The sequence below is a fragment of the Anaeromyxobacter sp. PSR-1 genome (genome assembly GCF_000964525.1).
GTDB lineage: Bacteria > Myxococcota > Myxococcia > Myxococcales > Anaeromyxobacteraceae > Anaeromyxobacter.
In genome coordinates this window covers 1-16,147 of sequence record NZ_BAZG01000091.1, presented here as the reverse complement: position 1 = coordinate 16,147, position 16,147 = coordinate 1, and the positions used below count along the sequence as shown (strand labels likewise).

Here is a 16,147-nt window from a genome sequence, read left to right as displayed (position 1 = left end):
CGATGGACGCGGCGCGCGCGGCCGAGGCCGGGCGGCGCGCGGGGGAGGCGGCCCGTGGGTAAGCGGCTGGTCTGCGCGTGCGAGGACGTGTCGCTGGACGAGGTGCGCCGCGCGTTCGCGGCGGGCCACCGCGACCTCGAGTCGGTGAAGCGGGTCACCGGCCTCGGCACCGGCCCGTGCCAGGGCAAGTCCTGCGTGACGCGGGTCGCGCAGGAGCTGCTCCGGCTCGGCGCCACGCCGGCGGAGATCCAGCCGTTCACCGCGCGCACCCCGGTGCAGCCGGTGCCGCTCGGCGCGCTCGCCGCGCTGGATCCCGCCGGGCTGCCGCTCGACGACGGCGTGCCGCTCCCGCCGCCGGACGGCTCGGCGGCGTCGCCGGCCGCGCACCCGCAGCCGGATCCGCTCCCGGCCCGCGCCGACGTGGTGATCGTGGGCGGCGGCATCCAGGGGCTGTCGATCGCGTACGAGCTGGCGCGGCGGGGCGTGCGCGACGTGCTGGTGCTGGAGCAGGGCTACCTGAACGCCGGCGCCTCCGGGCGGAACGGCGGCGGGGTCCGCGCGCAGTGGACCACCCCCACCATGATCCGCCTGGCCCGCCGCTCGCTCGAGCTCTGCGACCGGTTCGCGGTGGAGATGGGCATCAACGTCTGGTTCCGCCGCAGCGGCTACCTGTTCCTCGCGCCCACCGCCGAGCAGGTCTCGCGGATCGAGCGGAACGCGGAGCTGCACCGGCGCGAGGGGCTGCGCACGCGGGTGGTCGGGCCGGACGAGGCGCTGCAGGTCGTGCCGGAGCTGGACCCGCGCCGCTTCCGCGCCGCCGCCTGGAACCCGGACGACGGCGTGGTGTTCCCCTGGCCGTTCCTGTGGGGCTACGCGTCGCGCGCCGAGGCGCTCGGCGCCAAGGTCCGGACCTTCACCCGCGTGACCGGCTTCGACACCGCCGGCTCGCGGGTGACCGCGGTGCGCACCGATCGCGGCCGGGTGGCCTGCGAGCTCGTGGTGGTGGCGGCCGGCGCCTGGTCGCGGGACGTGGCGGCGCTCGCCGGGGTCTCGCTCCCGAACCGCCCCACCCGCCACGAGATCCTGGTGACGGAGCCGCTCAAGCCCTGGCTCGGGCCGCTCGTGTCCGTGCTGGGGAACGGCCTCTACTTCTCGCAGTCGCAGCGCGGCGAGATCGTGGGCGGCATGGGGGATCCCCAGGAGCCGGAGGGCGTGGTGCAGGGCTCGACCCTGCGCTTCCTGGCCCGGTTCGCGCGGGCGGCGGTGGAGACCGTGCCCCGGCTCGCGGAGGTGAAGGTGATCCGGCAGTGGGCGGGCTGCTACGACGTCACCCCGGACAACAACCCGGTGCTCGGCCCGGCCGGCTTCGAGAACTTCCACCAGTGCTCCGGCTTCGTCGGGCACGGGTTCATGATGGCGCCCGCGGTGGCCGAGCGGTACGCCGACTGGCTCGCCGGGCGGGGCAAGGACGAGATCTTCGAGCGCTTCACGCTGGGACGATTCGAGTCCGGCGCCGTCGCCCGGGAGGACTTCATCATCGGGTAGCGGTAATCTGCCCGGATGCCACTCGGGAAGAAGATCGCGTTCCTCGGGACGGGGAACATGGCCGAGGCCCTGGTGAAGGGCCTGCTGCGCGCCGGCACCGCCACCCGCGAGGAGATCCTCTGCTCGGAGCCGCGCGCCGAGCGCCGCGCGGAGATCCAGGCGCGCTACGGGGTGGAGACCTCCGGCGACAACCGCGCGCTGGCCGAGCGCGCCGACATCGTCGTCCTCTCGGTGAAGCCGCAGACGATGGACCCCCTGCTGGTCGAGATCGCGCCGGCCATCGATCACCGGAAGCTCGTCGTCTCCATCGCGGCCGGCATCCCCATCCTCGCCATCGCCCGCAAGCTCGGCGCCGGCGTCCGCATCGTCCGCGTCATGCCGAACACGCCGGCGCTGGTGGGCGCGGGCGCGACGGCGCTGGCCCGCGGCGCCCACGCCACCGACGCCGACCTGGAGCAGGCGCGCGCGCTGTTCCAGTCGGTCGGCACCACCGAGGTGGTGGAGGAGCCGCTGCTCGACGCGGTGACCGGGCTCTCCGGCTCCGGCCCGGCGTTCGTGTTCCTCGCCATCGAGGCGCTGGCCGACGGCGGCGTGAAGGTCGGCCTGGCGCGGCCGGTGGCGATGGCGCTCGCGGCGCAGACGGTGCTCGGCTCGGCGAAGCTCGTCCTCGAGACCGGCGAGCACCCCGGGCGCCTCAAGGACCAGGTGACCAGCCCGGGCGGCACCGCCATCGCCGGCGTCCACGCGCTGGAGGTGGGCGGGCTGCGCGCCGCGCTCATCGCCGCGGTGGAGGCCGCCACCCGCCGCTCGCGCGAGCTGGGCGAGAAGGCGGCCAAGTGACCCGCCTCCGGCTGGCGGCGATCGCCGCCGTGCTCTCGCTCTCGGCCTGCCGCACCACCGCGGGCGCGGTGCTGCGCGTCGATCCCCCGCCCTCCGAGCCGGGCGCGGTCGCCGACGCGCAGCAGTACCGGATCGCCCGCGCCATCCGCGACGTGGTCGCGACCGACCGGATGGAGTGCCGCGACGGCTCCGGCCCGGTGCTGCTCTCCTGCTTCCCCGCCGACGTGGGCACGCGCAGCGCGCAGGTGACGATCCAGCTCGAGCGCTCCGGCAGCGGGTACCAGGTGAGCCTGCTGGAGTCGTTCCTGGCGCTCGGCGGGCCGAAGGCGCTCTGCGCCATGCAGGACCGGCTGATCCGCGGCATCGACGCCGAGCTGGGCGTGCCCAGCGCGCGGCCGGATCAACGCGGCCGCTGCGCCGGGCAGCCGCCGAGGAACGGCGGTCCCTGATCCGCGATCGCCCGCGAAGGCGGGCGCGCGAGGTCACGGGACCCGCGAAGCAAGGTGGGGCCCCGCGGAGCTCCGCTCCGTGGGGCGGGGCGCAGCGCCGTCATATCACCGTCTCGCAGCTGCCCCAGCCGCAGCGCGGGCAGGTGCGGCAGCCGCCGGAGAGCGACACCGGCCCCTCGCACTGCGGGCACAGCTCGCCGTTGCGCGTGGCGCCGCTCACCAGCACCTGCTTCTCCCGCGAGCCGTCGCGGTAGACGGTGATGCCCTTGCAGCCCAGCTCGAACGCGAGGCGGTAGGCGCCCGCCACGTCCTCGACCGAGGCGGTCCGCGGCAGGTTGATGGTCTTCGAGACCCCGTTGTCCACGTGGCGCTGGAAGGCGGCCTGCATGCGCACGTGCGCGTCCGGCGCCACGTCGTGCGCGGTGGCGAAGACCCGCGCCACCGCCTCCGGGACGCCGGCCACGCCGCGCGCCCGGCCGGCCGCGCGCACCGCCGGCAGCGCCGCCTCGGCCCCCGCGGCGTGCAGCGCGCGCCCGAGCGCCGGGTGCTCCTCCGGCAGCGCCGCGTCGCCGAGCGCGTGCCGCACGTAGGTGAGCGCGAAGAGCGGCTCGATGCCCGACGAGCAGCCCGCGATGATGGCGAGCGTGCCGGTGGGCGCGATGGTGGTGACGGTGGCGTTGCGGCGGGGGCGGCCGCCGGCGCGCGCGGGCGCGCTGCTCGCGAAGCCCGGGAACGCCCCGCGCTCGGCGGCCAGCGCCTCGCTCGCCGCGTGCGCCTCGCGCTGCACGAACCCCATCACCTCGCCGGCGAGCGCCAGCGCCTCCGGCGCGTCGTACGGGACCCCGAGCGCGACGAGCAGGTCCGCCCAGCCCATCACCCCGAGGCCGATCTTCCGGTTGCGCCGGGAGATCTCCGCGATCTGCGGCAGCGGCCAGACGTTCACCTCGAGCACGTCGTCGAGGAGCCGCACGCCCTCGCGCACGCAGGCGCCGAGCCGCTCCCAGTCCACCCGCCCTCCCCGCTCGAAGCGCGCCAGGTTCACCGAGCCGAGCGTGCAGGCCTCGAACGGCAGGAGCGGCTGCTCGCCGCACGGGTTCACCGCCTCGAACCGGCCCAGGTCCGGCGTGGGGTTGGCCGCCTCCACGCGGTCGAGGAACACGAGCCCCGGCTCGCCCGAGGCCCACGCCGACGCGGCGATGCGCTCGAGGAGCGCGGCCGCGTCCACCTCGCGCACCACCGCGCCGCCGCGCGGGTGCCGCAGCGCCCACGGCGCGCCGCGCGCGGCCGCCTGGAACAGCGCGTCCGGCGCCGCCACCGAGATGTTGAAGTTCTCGAGCCCGGCGGCGCGCTTCGCGTCCACGAACTCGAGCACGTCCGGGTGGTCGGCGGCGAGCACCGCCATGTTCGCGCCGCGCCGCACGCCGCCCTGCTTGATGATCTCGGTGGCGGCGTCGTAGACGCGCATGAACGACACCGGCCCGCTGGCGACGCCGTGCGTGGTCTTCACCACGTCGCCGCGCGGCCGCAGCCGGGAGAAGGAGAACCCGGTGCCGCCGCCGGACTGGTGGATGAGCGCCGCCCACTTCAGCGCGTCGAAGATGGCCGCGAGGTCGTCGTCCACCGGCAGCACGAAGCAGGCGGCGAGCTGGCCGTGCGCCCGCCCGGCGTTCATGAGCGTGGGCGAGTTCGGCAGGAGCTCCAGCGCCGTCATCCGGGCCTCGAACCGCTCCGCCCAGAGCGCCCGCGCCGCCGGGGCCTCGGCCGCCGCCACCGCCTGGGCCACCCGGCGGAACATCGCCTCGGGCGTCTCGATCACCTGCCCGCCCTCGTCGCGGAGCAGGTAGCGCCGCTCGAGCACGTGCCGGGCGTTCTCGCCGAGCTGGACCATGAGGGGGAATTTAGCCGGATGGCGGGCCCGCCGCCGGGGGCAGGCGCGCCGGGGGCCCGGCCGGTCCCGCGCCGGAAGGAGGCGCGCGCCCTTGCCGCACCTGCGGGGGGCTCCCAGATTCGCTCCGCGGCGAGGCCGCTTCACGCGTGCAGGAGGCAAGGATGGACGACAAGGACAGGGCGCAGCGCCGGAACGGCGGGGGCATGACGGTGCGCGAGGCGGGCCGCCTCGGCGGCGAGGCGCGGAAGGAGCAGCTGGGCTCGAAGGGCTACGCGGAGCTGGGCCACAAGGGCGGGCAGCGCGTGCGCGAGCTCATCGAGGAGGGCAAGCAGGCCGAGCGGAAGTGAGGGGCGCGCCGCGGAGCGCACGCTTGCGGGCCATCCCGACCGGTGCGAGAAAGGGCGCATGCGACGCGCCCTCTCCCTCTCCCTCGCCCTGCTCGCCCTCGCGGCGTGCGCCCCCCGCGCCACCATCCCCGACGCCGAGCGCGAGCGCATCTCGCGCGCCCTCGACGGCGCCCAGCGCTACCTGCGCGTGGCCGCCTATGCAGGGCCGCTGTGGGGCGACACCGGCAAGGTGTTCCTCTCCGACGCACCGCCCGCCGAGCTGGACCTGGTGGAGACCCCCGGCGGCGAGCCCATCGCGCCGCCGCCCGCCGAGCGCGTGCTGCCCCCCGGCACGCCGGTGCGGGTGGACGAGATCGAGGTGCCGACCGGCTGGATGATCTCGCAGCGCGTCGTCACCACGCCCCGCTACCACCCGTGGGCGTACGTGAAGGTCGCCGGCGACGCGCGCCCGCACGTGATCGTGCTCTCGCAGACCGCCGCCAGCCTGGAGGACGTCCGCGGCGAGCTGGAGCGGCTGCTCACCGCCGACGACCCGAGCCCGGTCTTCGCGGCGCTGCCGCCCGAGCACCGGCAGGCCGTCATGCGCAAGGAGGCGCTCGAGGGCATGAGCGCGCGCGCGCTGGAGATGGCGTGGGGCGTGCCCGAGCGGAAGCGCATCGACCGGCCCGCCGGCACCGAGGAGTGGTCCTGGGCCGAGGGCAAGCGCCGCGCGTTCCTGCGCGACGACCGGGTCGAGCGGCTGGTGAAGCAGCGGTAGGGCGTCCGGCTCTGGCTGCGAGGGTCCGGCGGGGTCGCGGGCGGTGCTGCTCGCAGCCTCGCGGGGCCGAGCGGCCTCAGGGCGAGGCGCCGCTCGCAGTGAGCCTGTCGAACTGCGAGCGGTGAGCCCTGTCGCCAAGCCGAGCGCGGTGGACTGGCTCCGGCTCGGATCGAGACGCTCGCGCAGCGTGAAACGGCTCGGCTGAGCCACCGGCGGCCGACGCCTACCGCCGGCCGTGTCCGCCGCCGTGCCCGCCACGGCCGCGGCCGTGCCCGCCGCGGTGGCCGCCCCGGTCGCCGCGCTCACCGCGGTCGCCCCGCTCGCCGCCGCGATCGCGCGGCGCGCGATCCGGCTCGGAGGGGGTCACGCCCGCGGCGACGCAGTAGACGGTCCCGGCGCGGAGCTGCCGGACCACGTCCGCCTCGCTCGCCACCGGGTCGCGGAACAGCGTCGCGGCCTTCCCGATCTCGGCGAGCTCGTGCGCGCCGGAGCCGCCGGTGCACGGCAGGCTCATGTGATCCGCGGCCTCGATGGCGAGGTCGTTGGCGGGCCCCTTGCGCCGGGCGTTCAGCCCCTCGATGGCGGACAGGCCGTCGAGCGTGAACACCACGTCGCCGCAGGGCCGCTCGACGGTCTTGTCGTAGGGGTGGGCCGCCACCACCGCGCCGCCCAGCTGCCGCACGCGCGCGAGCACCTCGCGCACCGGCCAGGGCCGGGCCGCGCCGAACAGCTGGACGGGCGCCGGCACCGCGGCGGGGTCGGGGAAGAAGCAGAGGAAGTGGCCGCGATCGGTGGTCACCTCCACGCCGCACAGCGCGAGCAGCCCCTCGTCCCGCGCCGCCGCCCGGATCTCCTCCAGGCCCTCGAGCGTGTCGTGGTCGGTGAAGGCCACGCCGTCCAGGCCGGCCTCCCGGGCCCGGCGCACCACGTCCCGCGGCGCGAGCGCGCAACCGCGGGTGTGGTGGCTGTGGACGTGCAGGTCGATGAGCATGGGGTCGCCCCGGGGTGCGGATCGGTCCCGGGTGCCTTAGCACGCGCCGCGCGGCTTTTGAAGGACGCGGCGCCCCGCGCCCACGCCCGTTCAGGCGAGCGCGGACTCGCGCGGCGCCGGCGCACGCCGCTCCTCGGCCGCGCGGATCAGGTATCCCATCAGCATCAGGCTCGAGGTGTTCTCGATGGCGCGCTCGGGATCCCGCGAGATGAGGCTCGCGCTGTACGAGAGGAAGAACTGCGCCAGCTCCTCGCCCGCCTCGCGCACGATGAGCGCGTTGAGGTCCGCGGACTCCATCGTCCGGATCCGGTTGATGAAGTCCACCGCGTGCCCCTTCTTCGCGCCCGCCATGTCCGCCTCCGTCCCCGCGCCGCCGCGCGACGAAATCTAGGGACCCGCCGCGCCGGCGGAACCGGTCGCGCGCGGGGCGATCGAAAAAGCGCGAGGAACGCTCGCAGCTTGGAGCGGTCGCAGGTTTGACACCGGCATGGGCGTCTGGCACAACCTGACGGGGGATTACGCGCCGGCGGGGGCGAGGGTGTTGCGTGCCGGGGAACGGGAGAGCGCGATGCACTTCACGGGCGTGAAGGTCTTCTCCGCCACGAAGGCGAAGGAGCGCGAGGAGCTCGGCGAGACCGTCACGCGCTGGCTGCGGTCCAACGACGTCGAGGTGGTGGACCGCGTCGTCACCCAGTCGAGCGACGACGAGTTCCACTGCCTGAGCATCGTGATCTTCTACCGGCCGCGCGAGGCGCAGGCGCCGGCCTAGCGCGCTACGCCGGGCCGCCGGCGGGCGGCTCGGGCGGGCGCGGCAGCTCCCTCGGCTGCGCGGCGGGCGGGCCGGCGGGCGCCTCCTCGTTGCCGCTGGCGGCGGCCTTGAAGTTCCGGATCGCCTTGCCGAGCCCTTCGCCGAGCTGGGGCAGCTTCTTCGTCCCGAAGAGCAGCACCACCACGACCAGGATGATCAGCAGCTCGCCCATTCCCAGCTCTCCCATCGCGCGCTCCCACCCGCTCCCGGCGCTTTCGATACACTCGTTCGGGCCGGCGCGCCAGCGCCGCAGCGCGCGCCCCTTCCGTTCGACCCCCACCCCGCGGCCCGCGCGTGATACGGAGCGCCCATGAGGCTCAAGCAGCGACCGGAGGACTTCCAGGTGACGGAGTCCTGGAAGTTCGACGAGGACCCCCGCGGCGCCTGGTTCGTCTACCTGATGGACAAGCAGAAGCTGTCGACCTTCGAGGCGGTCGATCGCATCTGCGCGCGCTTCAAGATCCCCAGGGCGTCGGTGAGCTACTGCGGCCTGAAGGACAAGCAGGGGCGCACCACCCAGCTCGTGGCCGTCGAGCGCCGCGAGCTCGAGCTGCAGGACACCGACCTGCGCCTCAAGCTGCTCGGCCGGAGCCGCACGCCGCTCTCCGCCGCGAACACCACCTCCAACCGCTTCGCGGTGACGGTGCGCGACCTCGGCGAGGACGACGTGGCGCGCCTGCCCGCGTCGGTCGCCGAGGTCCGCCGGCTCGGCGTGGTGAACTACTTCGACTCGCAGCGGTTCGGCTCGCTGAAGCACGGCCAGGGCTTCATCGTGAAGGACCTGATGCGCGGCGACTTCGAGATCGCGCTGCGCAACGTCCTGGCGCGCCCGAGCGAGCTCGACCAGTCCGGCGACGCGAAGGTGAAGGCGTTCTGGAAGGAGCACTGGGGCGAGTGGGACCGGCGCAACCCGCACCCGGGCGCCGAGCGCTACCAGGCCGTCGTGAAGTGGCTGCGCGACCACCCGGAGGACTACCGGGGCGCGCTGCTCCGCACCGAGCCGCGCTGGCGCGCGCTGCAGGTGTTCGCCTACCAGAGCTGGCTCTGGAACGAGGGCGTGAAGCAGTACCTGCGCGAGGTGGTGGGGATCGGGCGGCTCGTGTCCCTGCGCTACCAGGCCGGGTCGCTCCTGTTCCCGCGCGAGCTGGACGCGCCGCTCGTGCGGCTGCTCTCGTCGAAGACGTTTCCGCTGCTCGCGCCCACCACCCGCTTCGACGATCCGGCGGTGGAGCGGGCCGCGCTCTCGGTGCTCGGCCGCGAGGACATGGGGCTCGCCGACCTGGCGGTGCCCGGGACGCCGGAGATCCACTTCGATCCCGAGGAGCGGCCGCTCTTCTCGTTCCCCGGCCGCCTCGCGGTCGGCGAGGCGCGCCCGGACGAGCTGAACCGAGATCGGTTCCGGGTGAACGTCGCGTTCACGCTGCCACCGGGCGCCTACGCCACGCTGGTGGTGAAGCGGCTGTTCCACTGGACGCTCGAGCCGCGCCGCGCGCGAGAGGGCGTGCGCTCCCGGGCGCCCGCGCCCGCCACGCGCGCCGCGCCGGAGGCGGCACGGGCGCCCGCGGAGGCGCCGCCGGCCGCGCGGAAGGGCTTCCTGGCCCGCAAGCGGGACGAGAAGGCCGCGCGCGCCGAGCGCCGCGCCGCCGCGCGGAAGGGGCGCTAGCCCGGCGCGGGCGAGCCGCCCGCACCGCTCAGCACGGCATCGGGTCCGCCCACTCCCACAGCAGCGTGCCCTCGCGCGCCCGCTCCTGCAGCAGCTCGGCGACCAGCGTCAGGTCGGCCTCGGGCGGCACGTCGATGGCGACGAGCTTCGGGCGCAGCAGCTCGTGCGTGCAGCCCACCTCGAGCAGCCGCTCCAGCAGCCCCTGCACCGGGCGCGCGCCGAGCTCCGCGCCCGGGTCCAGCGCCAGGCGGAGCGTGCGGTGGCCGCCCTTCTCCACCACGTCCTGGAGGCGCGGGCTCTCCTCGCCCTCCGCCCCGGCGGCGCTCACCACGTCGTCCCGCGACACGCCGTAGGCGAAGAACGGGCAGCTCTCCACCCGGAACCGGCCGCTGCCGAGCGGCTCCGCCCAGATCCAGTCCTCGGCGGGCCCGGGCTCCCCGGGCGCCCGCTCCAGCGGGACGCGGACCCGCACCAGCCCCTCGGCGGCCTCGAGCTCGACGGTCATCGACGCGGCACCCCCGAGCGAATCTACCCGGGCCCGAGCCGCGCGGCGATGGCCTCCGCGAGGTCCCGGCCGGTGTAGTGCGCCGGGACGGCGCCCACGGGGAGCCCCGCCTCGCGCAGGGCGTCCGCCGTGGTGGGGCCGATCGCCGCGACCAGCACCCCTCGGAGGAGGGCCGCCCGGGCGCCCAGCGTGCCGATCACGGCCGCCACCGCCGACGGCGACGCGAACGCCACCGCCGCCACCTCGCCCGCGGCGAGCCAGCCCGCCAGGCGCTCGAGCGCCTCCGGGGGCGCGGGCACCGTGCGGTACGCCTCCACCGCGGTCAGCTCGGCGCCGGCGGCGAGCAGCCCCGCGACCGTCTCGGGCCGCCCCTCGGCCGGACGCGGGAACAGCACCCGCCGGCCGCGCACCTGTTCTCCCAGCGTGCGCGCGAGCACGTCCCCCTTCGCCTCGTCCGGCACCACGTCCGGCGCGCGCACCAGCGCGGCGAGCCGGTCGGCGGTGGCCGGCCCGACCGCGGCGAGCCGGAGCCGGCCCAGGGCGGCCGGATCGAGGCCGAGCGCGCGCAGCCGCTCCACCGTCCGGTCCACCGCGTTGGCGCTGGTGAACACCGCCCAGTCGAAGCGCTCGAGGGCGCGCAGCGCGGCGTCGAGCGGGGCGGGATCGGCCGGCGGCGCGAACGCGATCGACGGCAGCGCGCGCACCTCCGCGCCCAGCTCCTCGAGCCGGGCCGCGAGCGCGTCCTTGCCCTCGGAGCCCTTGCCCCGGGTCACCACCACGGTGCGGCCGGCCAGCGGCCGCGCGGGCGCGGCAGGCACCGCGCCCCCCTACCCGCGCTTCGGCGCGGCGAGCCCGGGCGCCTTGCCCTCGGTCTCGCGCAGGATCTGGTCGGCGCCGCGCGAGAGCAGCTCCTCGGCCAGCGACTCGCCGAGCGCGCGCGCCTCGGCGTACGCGCCGGTCCGCTCGCCGCGGATCACCCGGGTGCCGTCGAGCGAGGCGACCAGCGCGCGCACCGTGATCTTGCCGCCGGCGAGCGTGGCGTGGCCGGCGATGGGCACCTGGCAGCCGCCCTCGATGCGGGCGAGGAACCCGCGCTCCGCCTCGATGCGGACGCGCGTCTCCGGATCCTCCAGCGCGGCGAGCCGCTTCAGCGTCGCCTCGTCGTCGGCGCGCGCCTCCAGCGCCAGCGCGCCCTGGGCCACCGCCGGCAGCATCTCCTCGGGCGGGAACACGTAGGTGGCGTGCTCGGCGAGGCCCAGCCGGCGCAGGCCGGCGTAGGCGAGCACCACCGCGTCCAGCCCCTCCGACGCCTTGCGGAGGCGCGTCTCCACGTTGCCGCGCACCATCTCCATCTGGAGATCGGGGCGGAGCGCCTTGAGCTGCGCCGAGCGGCGCAGGCTGGAGGTGCCCACCCGCGCGCCCTTGGGCAGCGCGGCGAGCGTCTTCCAGCGCGGCGAGCAGAGCGCGTCGCGCGGGTCCTCGCGCTGCGGCACCGCCGCGAGCACCAGGCCCGGCGCGAGCACGGCGGGCAGGTCCTTCATCGAGTGGACCGCCACCTCGGCGTCACGGTTGAGGAGCGCGTCCTCGATCTCCTTCACGAACAGCCCCTTCCCGCCGACGTCGGCGAGCGGGACCTCGAGGATCTTGTCACCCCGGGTGACCAGCTCGTGGAGCCGGACCTCGAGCCCCGGCTCGCGGTCGCGGAGGAGCTGGGACACGTGGTTCGCCTGCCACTTGGCGAGGGGGCTGCGGCGCGTCGCGATGCGGATCATCCTGTCTCCGTTCATGTTCCCTGGCTGCGGACCGGCCCGGCGCCCGGCGCGGCGGCGGCGCCCTCGGCCCCGCCCTCCCGCCGTTCCCCGCCGGCCGGCTCGTTCTCGATCCCGAACAGCTCCGCGGCGGCGCCCGGGAGCGCGCTGTCGCCGGAGGAGGCCGCCTCCTTCAGGCGCGAGGTCGGCCCGTGGAGGAGCTTGTTCACGATGGCCTGGGCCATGGCCTCGACGCTCTTGCGGCCCTTGTCGTCCAGCTTCCCGCCGACCTGCGCGAGCGTGCGCTCCGCCTCGGCCCGGGCGATCCGCTCGGCGTGCCGCCGGAGCTGCGCCAGCACCGGCAGCGCGGCGCGCGCCTCGCGCTCCTTCGCGAAGGCCATCACCTCGGCCTCCACGATCGCCTCCGCGCGGATCGCCTCCTCCTGCCGCGCCTGCTTGCTGGTCGCGACGACGCGCTCCATGTCGTCCACGTCGTAGGCGTAGACGTCGGAGAGCTCGGCGCAGGCGGGGTCCACGTTGCGCGGCACCGCCAGGTCGATGAGGCAGATGGAGCGGCGGCGCCGCGCCTTCATGGCGGCCTGCACCGACTCGCGCGTCACCACGTAGGTGGGCGCGCCGGTCGAGACGATCACCACGTCGGCCTCGCCGAGGAGCCGCTGCAGCTCCTCCCAGCCGCGGTAGCTGCCGTTCACCTGGGCGGCGAGCGCGAGGCCGCGCTCGGGGGACCGGTTGGTGACGAGGATGCGATCCGCGCCGAGCACCGCCAGCGCCTTGGCCGAGAGCGCGCCCATCTTCCCGGCGCCCACCAGCAGGATGGCGCGGCCCTCCAGCCGCCCGAAGATCTTCTCCACCAGCTCGACCGCCACCTGCGACATGCTGGTGGCGCCGCGGCCGATCTCGGTCTCGGTGCGCACCCGCTTCGCGGTCGCGAACGCGCGGTTGCACAGGCGCGAGAGGTAGGAGCCGGCCGCCGACGCGGCGCTCGCGAGCCCGTAGGCCTCCTTCACCTGGCCGAGGATCTGCTGCTCGCCGACCACCATCGAGTCGAGGCTGGCGGCGACGCGGAACAGGTGCCGGACCGCCTCCACCCCGTCCTTCGCGTAGAGGTGGTCGCCCGCCGCGGGCGAGCGCTCGGTGAAGAACCGGCGGGCGGCGTCGGGCCGCTCGGAGTGGACGAACACCTCCACCCGGTTGCAGGTGGAGACCACCAGCGCCTCGGAGACGCCCTCCATCGCCTTCAGCTCGCACAGCGCCGCCTTGAGCGCGTCGCCGGTCAGCGCCACGCGCTCGCGGACGTCGATGGGCGCGCTCTTGTGCGAGAGCCCGACCAGGAAGAGGCGGCGGTCGCCGTTCACTGCGCCCCTCCGGTGTGGGCCGACCCCGCGTAGTCCCCGGCGTGGCGCGTGACGCCCGGCACGGTCCTCAGGGTCACCATCGAGCCCAGCACCACCACGAACCCGACCAGGGTGAGGAGCGCGTACCGGCGGCCGTGCCAGCCGGTGTGGCGGAGCTGCACCATGGCGCCGTACAGGATCCACACGCCCACGGAGATGATCTGCTGCGGGTCCCAGGACCAGGGGCTCTTCCAGATCGCGGTGGCGGTGATCGTCCCGGCGACGAGCGCGACGGTGTACGAGACGAAGCCGGCGCGCACCAGCCGCTGGTTGAGCTTGTCCAGGGCGTCGAGCGAGGGCAGGCGGGAGAAGAGGGCGCCGAAGCGCTTGCCCTTCACCTCGCGCTCCTGCAGCAGGTACATGAGCGCCACCGCGAACGCGAGGCCGAAGAGCGCCACGCCCAGGCCCGCGGTGAGGATGTGGATGGTCACCGACTTCTGCCGCAGGGTCTCGGGCGGCACGCCGGGGTGGCCCGGATCGCCGAACATCGCCGGCAGCAGCACCATCAGGATGAGCGGCGTGATGAACGCGCCCACGGTCGGCAGGTGGTAGCGGCGCTGGAGCACGAGGTACGCGCCCGCCAGCAGCCACACCATCAGGACCAGCCCCCCGCGCAGGCTGAAGAACTCGCGGCCGCCGAACTCGGCGCAGCCCACCCCGATGGCGGCGGCGTGGATGGCGAACGCGGCCGCGAGCAGCCAGTAGCCGGCGGTGGCGGCGCGGGCCAGGCGGGGGCGGGCGAAGTACACGATGTAGGACGTGGCGGCCGCCGCGTACATTGCGGCGGCGACGCGCAGGATGATGACGCTCATGGTCGCTTCCCCGCGGCGGACGGCCGGGCCGTCGTCGCGCGCTCTCCGGCCGAGGCTCCGGTCAAGACAGGTTCTCCAGCAGGAAACGGGCGAGGGCCTCCGCCTCCTTCCGACGTTCCTCCAGCTCGCGCGGCAGCGGGGCCTTCCCCCCGCCCGCCGCCCCGCCCTGCGCGCCGGCGCGCGGCCGCCCGCCCGGCGCGGCGACGGCGGCCTGCAGCGCCGCTGCCTCCGCGAGGAACCCGGGCTGCACCTCGTAGGCGACGTCGCCCAGGATGCAGGAGTCGTTCACCGGCTCGGCGCCCAGCTCGCGCAGCTGCGCCGCCGTCTTCACCTTGTGGAGGAGCCCGTGCGGATCGCGCTCCGCGCCCAGCACCGCCATGAACCGCAGCGCGGGCTCGAGCGCGTAGCTGCGCCCCTTTCCTTCTCCCGCCAGGAGGGTCATCACGTTGCCGACGAAGTCGATGCGCCCCTGTTCGGCCCAGCTGTCGAGCATCGACTGGGTGACGAAGAGGAGACCTGCCATGCGCCGTTCCGTTCCGCGGATCCCGCTCGCCGCGGCGCGGAGGCGCGCACGGCGGAGCCGGAAATTAGCACGCCCGCCTCGCCGCTTGCCAGCCTCGGAGCGCGCGGATATGACTCGCGCCAACTTCGGACATCGGGAGATTCCATGGCCTCGAACGACGTCGTAGTGCTGCAGGACTCCACCTTCGAGCAGGAGGTGCTGAAGAGCGACACCCCCGTGCTCGTGGACTTCTGGGCGGTGTGGTGCGGCCCCTGCAAGGCGATCGCGCCCGTCGTCGACGATCTGGCCGCCCGCTACAAGGGCAAGCTGAAGGTCGCCAAGATGGACGTGGACCAGCACCAGGGCGTGCCGCAGCAGTACGGCATCCGCTCGATCCCCACGCTGCTCGTGTTCAAGGGCGGCCGCGTGGTGGACACCGTCATCGGCGCGGACAAGACGCGCCTCGAGGACAGCGTCAAGAAGGCGATCGGCTAGGCGACCGCCGCCCGCTCGCGGCCGCCACGGCGGGCCGCGGGCGGTGCGACCGGGCGGCGGGTGCGGCAAGGTGTCGCGCCGGCCGCCGGAGGCGCGGCAGGCGTCACCCTCAGTTCACGAACCGCCGCATCCCGACGTTCGCGAGCAGGCCGATCCCGCTGTAGATGACGATCACGCTCGACCCGCCGTAGCTCATCAGCGGGAGCGTCACCCCCACCACCGGCAGCAGGCCGATCACCATCCCGATGTTGATGGCGACGTGCCAGAACAGCATCCCGGTGAGCCCCACCGCCAGGAAGTGGCCGAACCGGTCGCGCGCGTTCCCGGCGACGTCCATCGCGCTCGTCACCAGCGCGAAGTAGAGCGCGAGCAGGAGCAGGCAGCCCACGAACCCGTGCTCCTCGGCCCACACCGAGAAGATGAAGTCGGTGTGCTGCTCCGGGAGGAACGACAGGTACGTCTGCGTGCCCTGCCCCCAGCCCTTCCCCAGCCCCTGCCCCGAGCCCACCGCGATCATCGACTGGGTGGCGTGGTAGCCCGCGCCGAGCGCGTCCGCCTCCGGGTTGATGAACGTCTCGACGCGCTTCTTCTGGTACGGCTTCAGGTGCGGGTAGACGAGCACCGACCCGACCACCGCCACGCCCGCCAGCAGCGCCAGCGTCTTCCAGCGCACCTTCGCGAACAGGATCTGGGTGAAGCCGACCGACAGCACGATGAGCGCGGTGCCCAGGTCCGGCTGCTTCAGGATGAGCACCGCCGGGACGAGCGCGATCAGCATCGGCACGACCAGGCGCAGCAGCCCGTAGCCGTCCTTCCGCCGCTCCGCGTCCGACGCGAAGAAGCTCGCCAGCGCGAGCGCCACCGACAGCTTCGCCAGCTCCGAGGGCTGGAAGTTCACCGGGCCGATGGTCAGCCAGCGCCGGGCGCCCATCACGTAGCGCCCCTTCACCATCACCAGCACGAGCAGCACCAGCACGACGGCGTAGAACACCCAGGCCATGCGGTGGAACGCGCGGTGGTCCACCAGCGTGATGGCGAGCGCCAGCACCGCGCCGGCGCCCATCCACCAGGTCTGCGAGATCCAGACCGGCGCGTGCGCGCTGCGCGAGGCGGAGGAGAGGTTCCAGATCCCGATCGCCGAGATGGACAGGACGATCAGCGCGAGGTGCCAGGGGAAGTGCGCGAACACGCGCCGGTGCGGCGTGGCCGCGAGCGAGACGTCAGGCGCCACGGTCCACCCCCGGCACGGCGGCGGACGCGCCGCGCGCGCCCAGCCTGGCCGGCTCGATCGTCCCCGGCGGCGGCGCCGCCGGCGGCGCGGCGGGCGGCGCCGCCTCGGGCGCCGGCCCCTGCGCCGGCCCGGCCCGCTCGGCCGCGTCCTC

The 16,147-nt window shown here is 75.1% G+C and carries 19 protein-coding genes; 8 read left to right on the top strand and 11 right to left on the bottom strand.

From position 1 onward, the window contains the following. Positions 1–54: 54 nt before the first annotated feature. From PSR1_RS14050 to PSR1_RS14040, 3 genes are read left to right on the top strand one after another with little or no spacing between them, the layout of a single operon-like run. Positions 55–1,545, top strand: a complete 1,491-nt coding sequence (locus PSR1_RS14050; RefSeq protein ID WP_059438149.1) for an FAD-dependent oxidoreductase — start codon at positions 55–57, stop codon at positions 1,543–1,545. Between the two features lie 15 nt (positions 1,546–1,560). Continuing rightward, complete coding sequence (gene proC / locus PSR1_RS14045) at positions 1,561–2,385, top strand: pyrroline-5-carboxylate reductase (RefSeq protein ID WP_059438148.1); 825 nt, start codon at positions 1,561–1,563, stop codon at positions 2,383–2,385. Beyond that, on the top strand, positions 2,382–2,834 hold the full coding sequence (locus PSR1_RS14040; RefSeq protein WP_059438147.1) for a hypothetical protein: 453 nt from the start codon (positions 2,382–2,384) through the stop codon (positions 2,832–2,834). The genes proC and PSR1_RS14040 overlap by 4 nt, the downstream gene beginning before the upstream one ends. A 100-nt stretch (positions 2,835–2,934) precedes the next feature. Here the strand turns inward: PSR1_RS14040 and PSR1_RS14035 are convergent, their stop codons facing one another. Further along, positions 2,935–4,722: an adenosylcobalamin-dependent ribonucleoside-diphosphate reductase gene (locus tag PSR1_RS14035; protein WP_059438146.1), complete on the bottom strand. Its 1,788-nt coding sequence runs from the start codon at positions 4,720–4,722 to the stop codon at positions 2,935–2,937. A gap of 161 nt (positions 4,723–4,883) precedes the next feature. On the opposite strand from PSR1_RS14035, the gene PSR1_RS14030 reads away from it, so the two are divergent. Together PSR1_RS14030 and PSR1_RS14025 are read left to right on the top strand one after the other, a co-directional pair. After that, positions 4,884–5,069 carry an Em GEA1 (EM1) gene (locus tag PSR1_RS14030; RefSeq protein WP_059438145.1) on the top strand — a complete coding sequence of 62 codons (186 nt, stop codon included), beginning with the start codon at positions 4,884–4,886 and terminating at the stop codon, positions 5,067–5,069. Positions 5,070–5,127: 58 nt separating this feature from the next. Next, entirely contained in the window at positions 5,128–5,826 is a 699-nt protein-coding gene (locus PSR1_RS14025; RefSeq protein ID WP_059438144.1) for a hypothetical protein, read from the top strand. 223 nt (positions 5,827–6,049) lie between these two features. On the opposite strand, the gene PSR1_RS14020 is transcribed toward PSR1_RS14025, so the two are convergent. Together PSR1_RS14020 and PSR1_RS14015 are read right to left on the bottom strand one after the other, a co-directional pair. Further along, positions 6,050–6,817 carry a PHP domain-containing protein gene (locus PSR1_RS14020; RefSeq protein ID WP_059438143.1) on the bottom strand — a complete coding sequence of 256 codons (768 nt, stop codon included), beginning with the start codon at positions 6,815–6,817 and terminating at the stop codon, positions 6,050–6,052. Positions 6,818–6,907: 90 nt separating this feature from the next. Next, a complete protein-coding gene (locus PSR1_RS14015; RefSeq protein ID WP_059438142.1) occupies positions 6,908–7,168 on the bottom strand; it encodes a hypothetical protein in 261 nt (86 codons plus the stop codon). A 217-nt stretch (positions 7,169–7,385) separates the two neighbouring features. Between PSR1_RS14015 and PSR1_RS14010 the strand changes: the two genes are divergently transcribed. Next, positions 7,386–7,586, top strand: a complete 201-nt coding sequence (locus PSR1_RS14010; protein ID WP_059438141.1) for a hypothetical protein — start codon at positions 7,386–7,388, stop codon at positions 7,584–7,586. A 4-nt stretch (positions 7,587–7,590) separates the two neighbouring features. Here PSR1_RS14010 and tatA read toward each other — a convergent pair whose 3' ends face one another. Next, positions 7,591–7,812 (bottom strand): twin-arginine translocase TatA/TatE family subunit, encoded by a 222-nt coding sequence (gene tatA, locus PSR1_RS14005; RefSeq protein ID WP_059438140.1) that lies wholly within the window; start codon positions 7,810–7,812, stop codon positions 7,591–7,593. 123 nt (positions 7,813–7,935) lie between these two features. On the opposite strand from tatA, the gene truD reads away from it, so the two are divergent. Beyond that, positions 7,936–9,288 (top strand): tRNA pseudouridine(13) synthase TruD, encoded by a 1,353-nt coding sequence (gene truD / locus PSR1_RS14000; protein ID WP_059438139.1) that lies wholly within the window; start codon positions 7,936–7,938, stop codon positions 9,286–9,288. A 28-nt stretch (positions 9,289–9,316) separates the two neighbouring features. Here the strand turns inward: truD and PSR1_RS13995 are convergent, their stop codons facing one another. The 6 genes from PSR1_RS13995 to PSR1_RS13970 form a co-directional block, all read right to left on the bottom strand. Beyond that, positions 9,317–9,793, bottom strand: a complete 477-nt coding sequence (locus PSR1_RS13995; RefSeq protein WP_059438138.1) for a DUF4265 domain-containing protein — start codon at positions 9,791–9,793, stop codon at positions 9,317–9,319. A gap of 23 nt (positions 9,794–9,816) precedes the next feature. Further along, complete coding sequence (locus tag PSR1_RS13990) at positions 9,817–10,611, bottom strand: uroporphyrinogen-III synthase (RefSeq protein WP_059438137.1); 795 nt, start codon at positions 10,609–10,611, stop codon at positions 9,817–9,819. Between the two features lie 9 nt (positions 10,612–10,620). Continuing rightward, on the bottom strand, positions 10,621–11,565 hold the full coding sequence (gene hemC / locus PSR1_RS13985) for a hydroxymethylbilane synthase (protein ID WP_059438136.1): 945 nt from the start codon (positions 11,563–11,565) through the stop codon (positions 10,621–10,623). A gap of 11 nt (positions 11,566–11,576) precedes the next feature. Continuing rightward, complete coding sequence (hemA, locus tag PSR1_RS13980; RefSeq protein WP_059438135.1) at positions 11,577–12,917, bottom strand: glutamyl-tRNA reductase; 1,341 nt, start codon at positions 12,915–12,917, stop codon at positions 11,577–11,579. Further along, positions 12,914–13,768 carry an inner membrane protein YpjD gene (locus PSR1_RS13975; protein ID WP_059438134.1) on the bottom strand — a complete coding sequence of 285 codons (855 nt, stop codon included), beginning with the start codon at positions 13,766–13,768 and terminating at the stop codon, positions 12,914–12,916. Before PSR1_RS13975 ends, hemA begins: the two co-directional genes overlap by 4 nt. 61 nt (positions 13,769–13,829) lie before the next feature. After that, positions 13,830–14,291: a hypothetical protein gene (locus PSR1_RS13970; protein WP_059438133.1), complete on the bottom strand. Its 462-nt coding sequence runs from the start codon at positions 14,289–14,291 to the stop codon at positions 13,830–13,832. 144 nt (positions 14,292–14,435) lie between these two features. Between PSR1_RS13970 and trxA the strand changes: the two genes are divergently transcribed. Beyond that, entirely contained in the window at positions 14,436–14,765 is a 330-nt protein-coding gene (trxA, locus tag PSR1_RS13965; RefSeq protein ID WP_011421548.1) for a thioredoxin, read from the top strand. 109 nt (positions 14,766–14,874) lie between these two features. Here trxA and rodA read toward each other — a convergent pair whose 3' ends face one another. Continuing rightward, positions 14,875–15,996, bottom strand: coding sequence for a rod shape-determining protein RodA (gene rodA, locus PSR1_RS13960; protein ID WP_059438132.1), 1,122 nt, complete (start codon positions 15,994–15,996; stop codon positions 14,875–14,877). Positions 15,997–16,147: the final 151 nt, after the last annotated feature.

What these genes read in the sequence shown, in the direction of transcription:
- PSR1_RS14015 (WP_059438142.1), bottom strand. Translation starts at nt 7,168, where the DNA reads ATGGCGGGCGCGAAGAAGGGGCACGCGGTGGACTTCATCAACCGGATC.
- PSR1_RS13970 (WP_059438133.1), bottom strand. Translation starts at nt 14,291, where the DNA reads ATGGCAGGTCTCCTCTTCGTCACCCAGTCGATGCTCGACAGCTGGGCC.
- trxA (WP_011421548.1), top strand. Translation starts at nt 14,436, where the DNA reads ATGGCCTCGAACGACGTCGTAGTGCTGCAGGACTCCACCTTCGAGCAG.
- PSR1_RS14035 (WP_059438146.1), bottom strand. Translation starts at nt 4,722, where the DNA reads ATGGTCCAGCTCGGCGAGAACGCCCGGCACGTGCTCGAGCGGCGCTAC.
- truD (WP_059438139.1), top strand. Translation starts at nt 7,936, where the DNA reads ATGAGGCTCAAGCAGCGACCGGAGGACTTCCAGGTGACGGAGTCCTGG.
- PSR1_RS14025 (WP_059438144.1), top strand. Translation starts at nt 5,128, where the DNA reads ATGCGACGCGCCCTCTCCCTCTCCCTCGCCCTGCTCGCCCTCGCGGCG.
- proC (WP_059438148.1), top strand. Translation starts at nt 1,561, where the DNA reads ATGCCACTCGGGAAGAAGATCGCGTTCCTCGGGACGGGGAACATGGCC.
- PSR1_RS14010 (WP_059438141.1), top strand. Translation starts at nt 7,386, where the DNA reads ATGCACTTCACGGGCGTGAAGGTCTTCTCCGCCACGAAGGCGAAGGAG.
- hemC (WP_059438136.1), bottom strand. Translation starts at nt 11,565, where the DNA reads ATGATCCGCATCGCGACGCGCCGCAGCCCCCTCGCCAAGTGGCAGGCG.
- tatA (WP_059438140.1), bottom strand. Translation starts at nt 7,812, where the DNA reads ATGGGAGAGCTGGGAATGGGCGAGCTGCTGATCATCCTGGTCGTGGTG.
- PSR1_RS14020 (WP_059438143.1), bottom strand. Translation starts at nt 6,817, where the DNA reads ATGCTCATCGACCTGCACGTCCACAGCCACCACACCCGCGGTTGCGCG.
- PSR1_RS13995 (WP_059438138.1), bottom strand. Translation starts at nt 9,793, where the DNA reads ATGACCGTCGAGCTCGAGGCCGCCGAGGGGCTGGTGCGGGTCCGCGTC.
- PSR1_RS13975 (WP_059438134.1), bottom strand. Translation starts at nt 13,768, where the DNA reads ATGAGCGTCATCATCCTGCGCGTCGCCGCCGCAATGTACGCGGCGGCC.
- PSR1_RS14030 (WP_059438145.1), top strand. Translation starts at nt 4,884, where the DNA reads ATGGACGACAAGGACAGGGCGCAGCGCCGGAACGGCGGGGGCATGACG.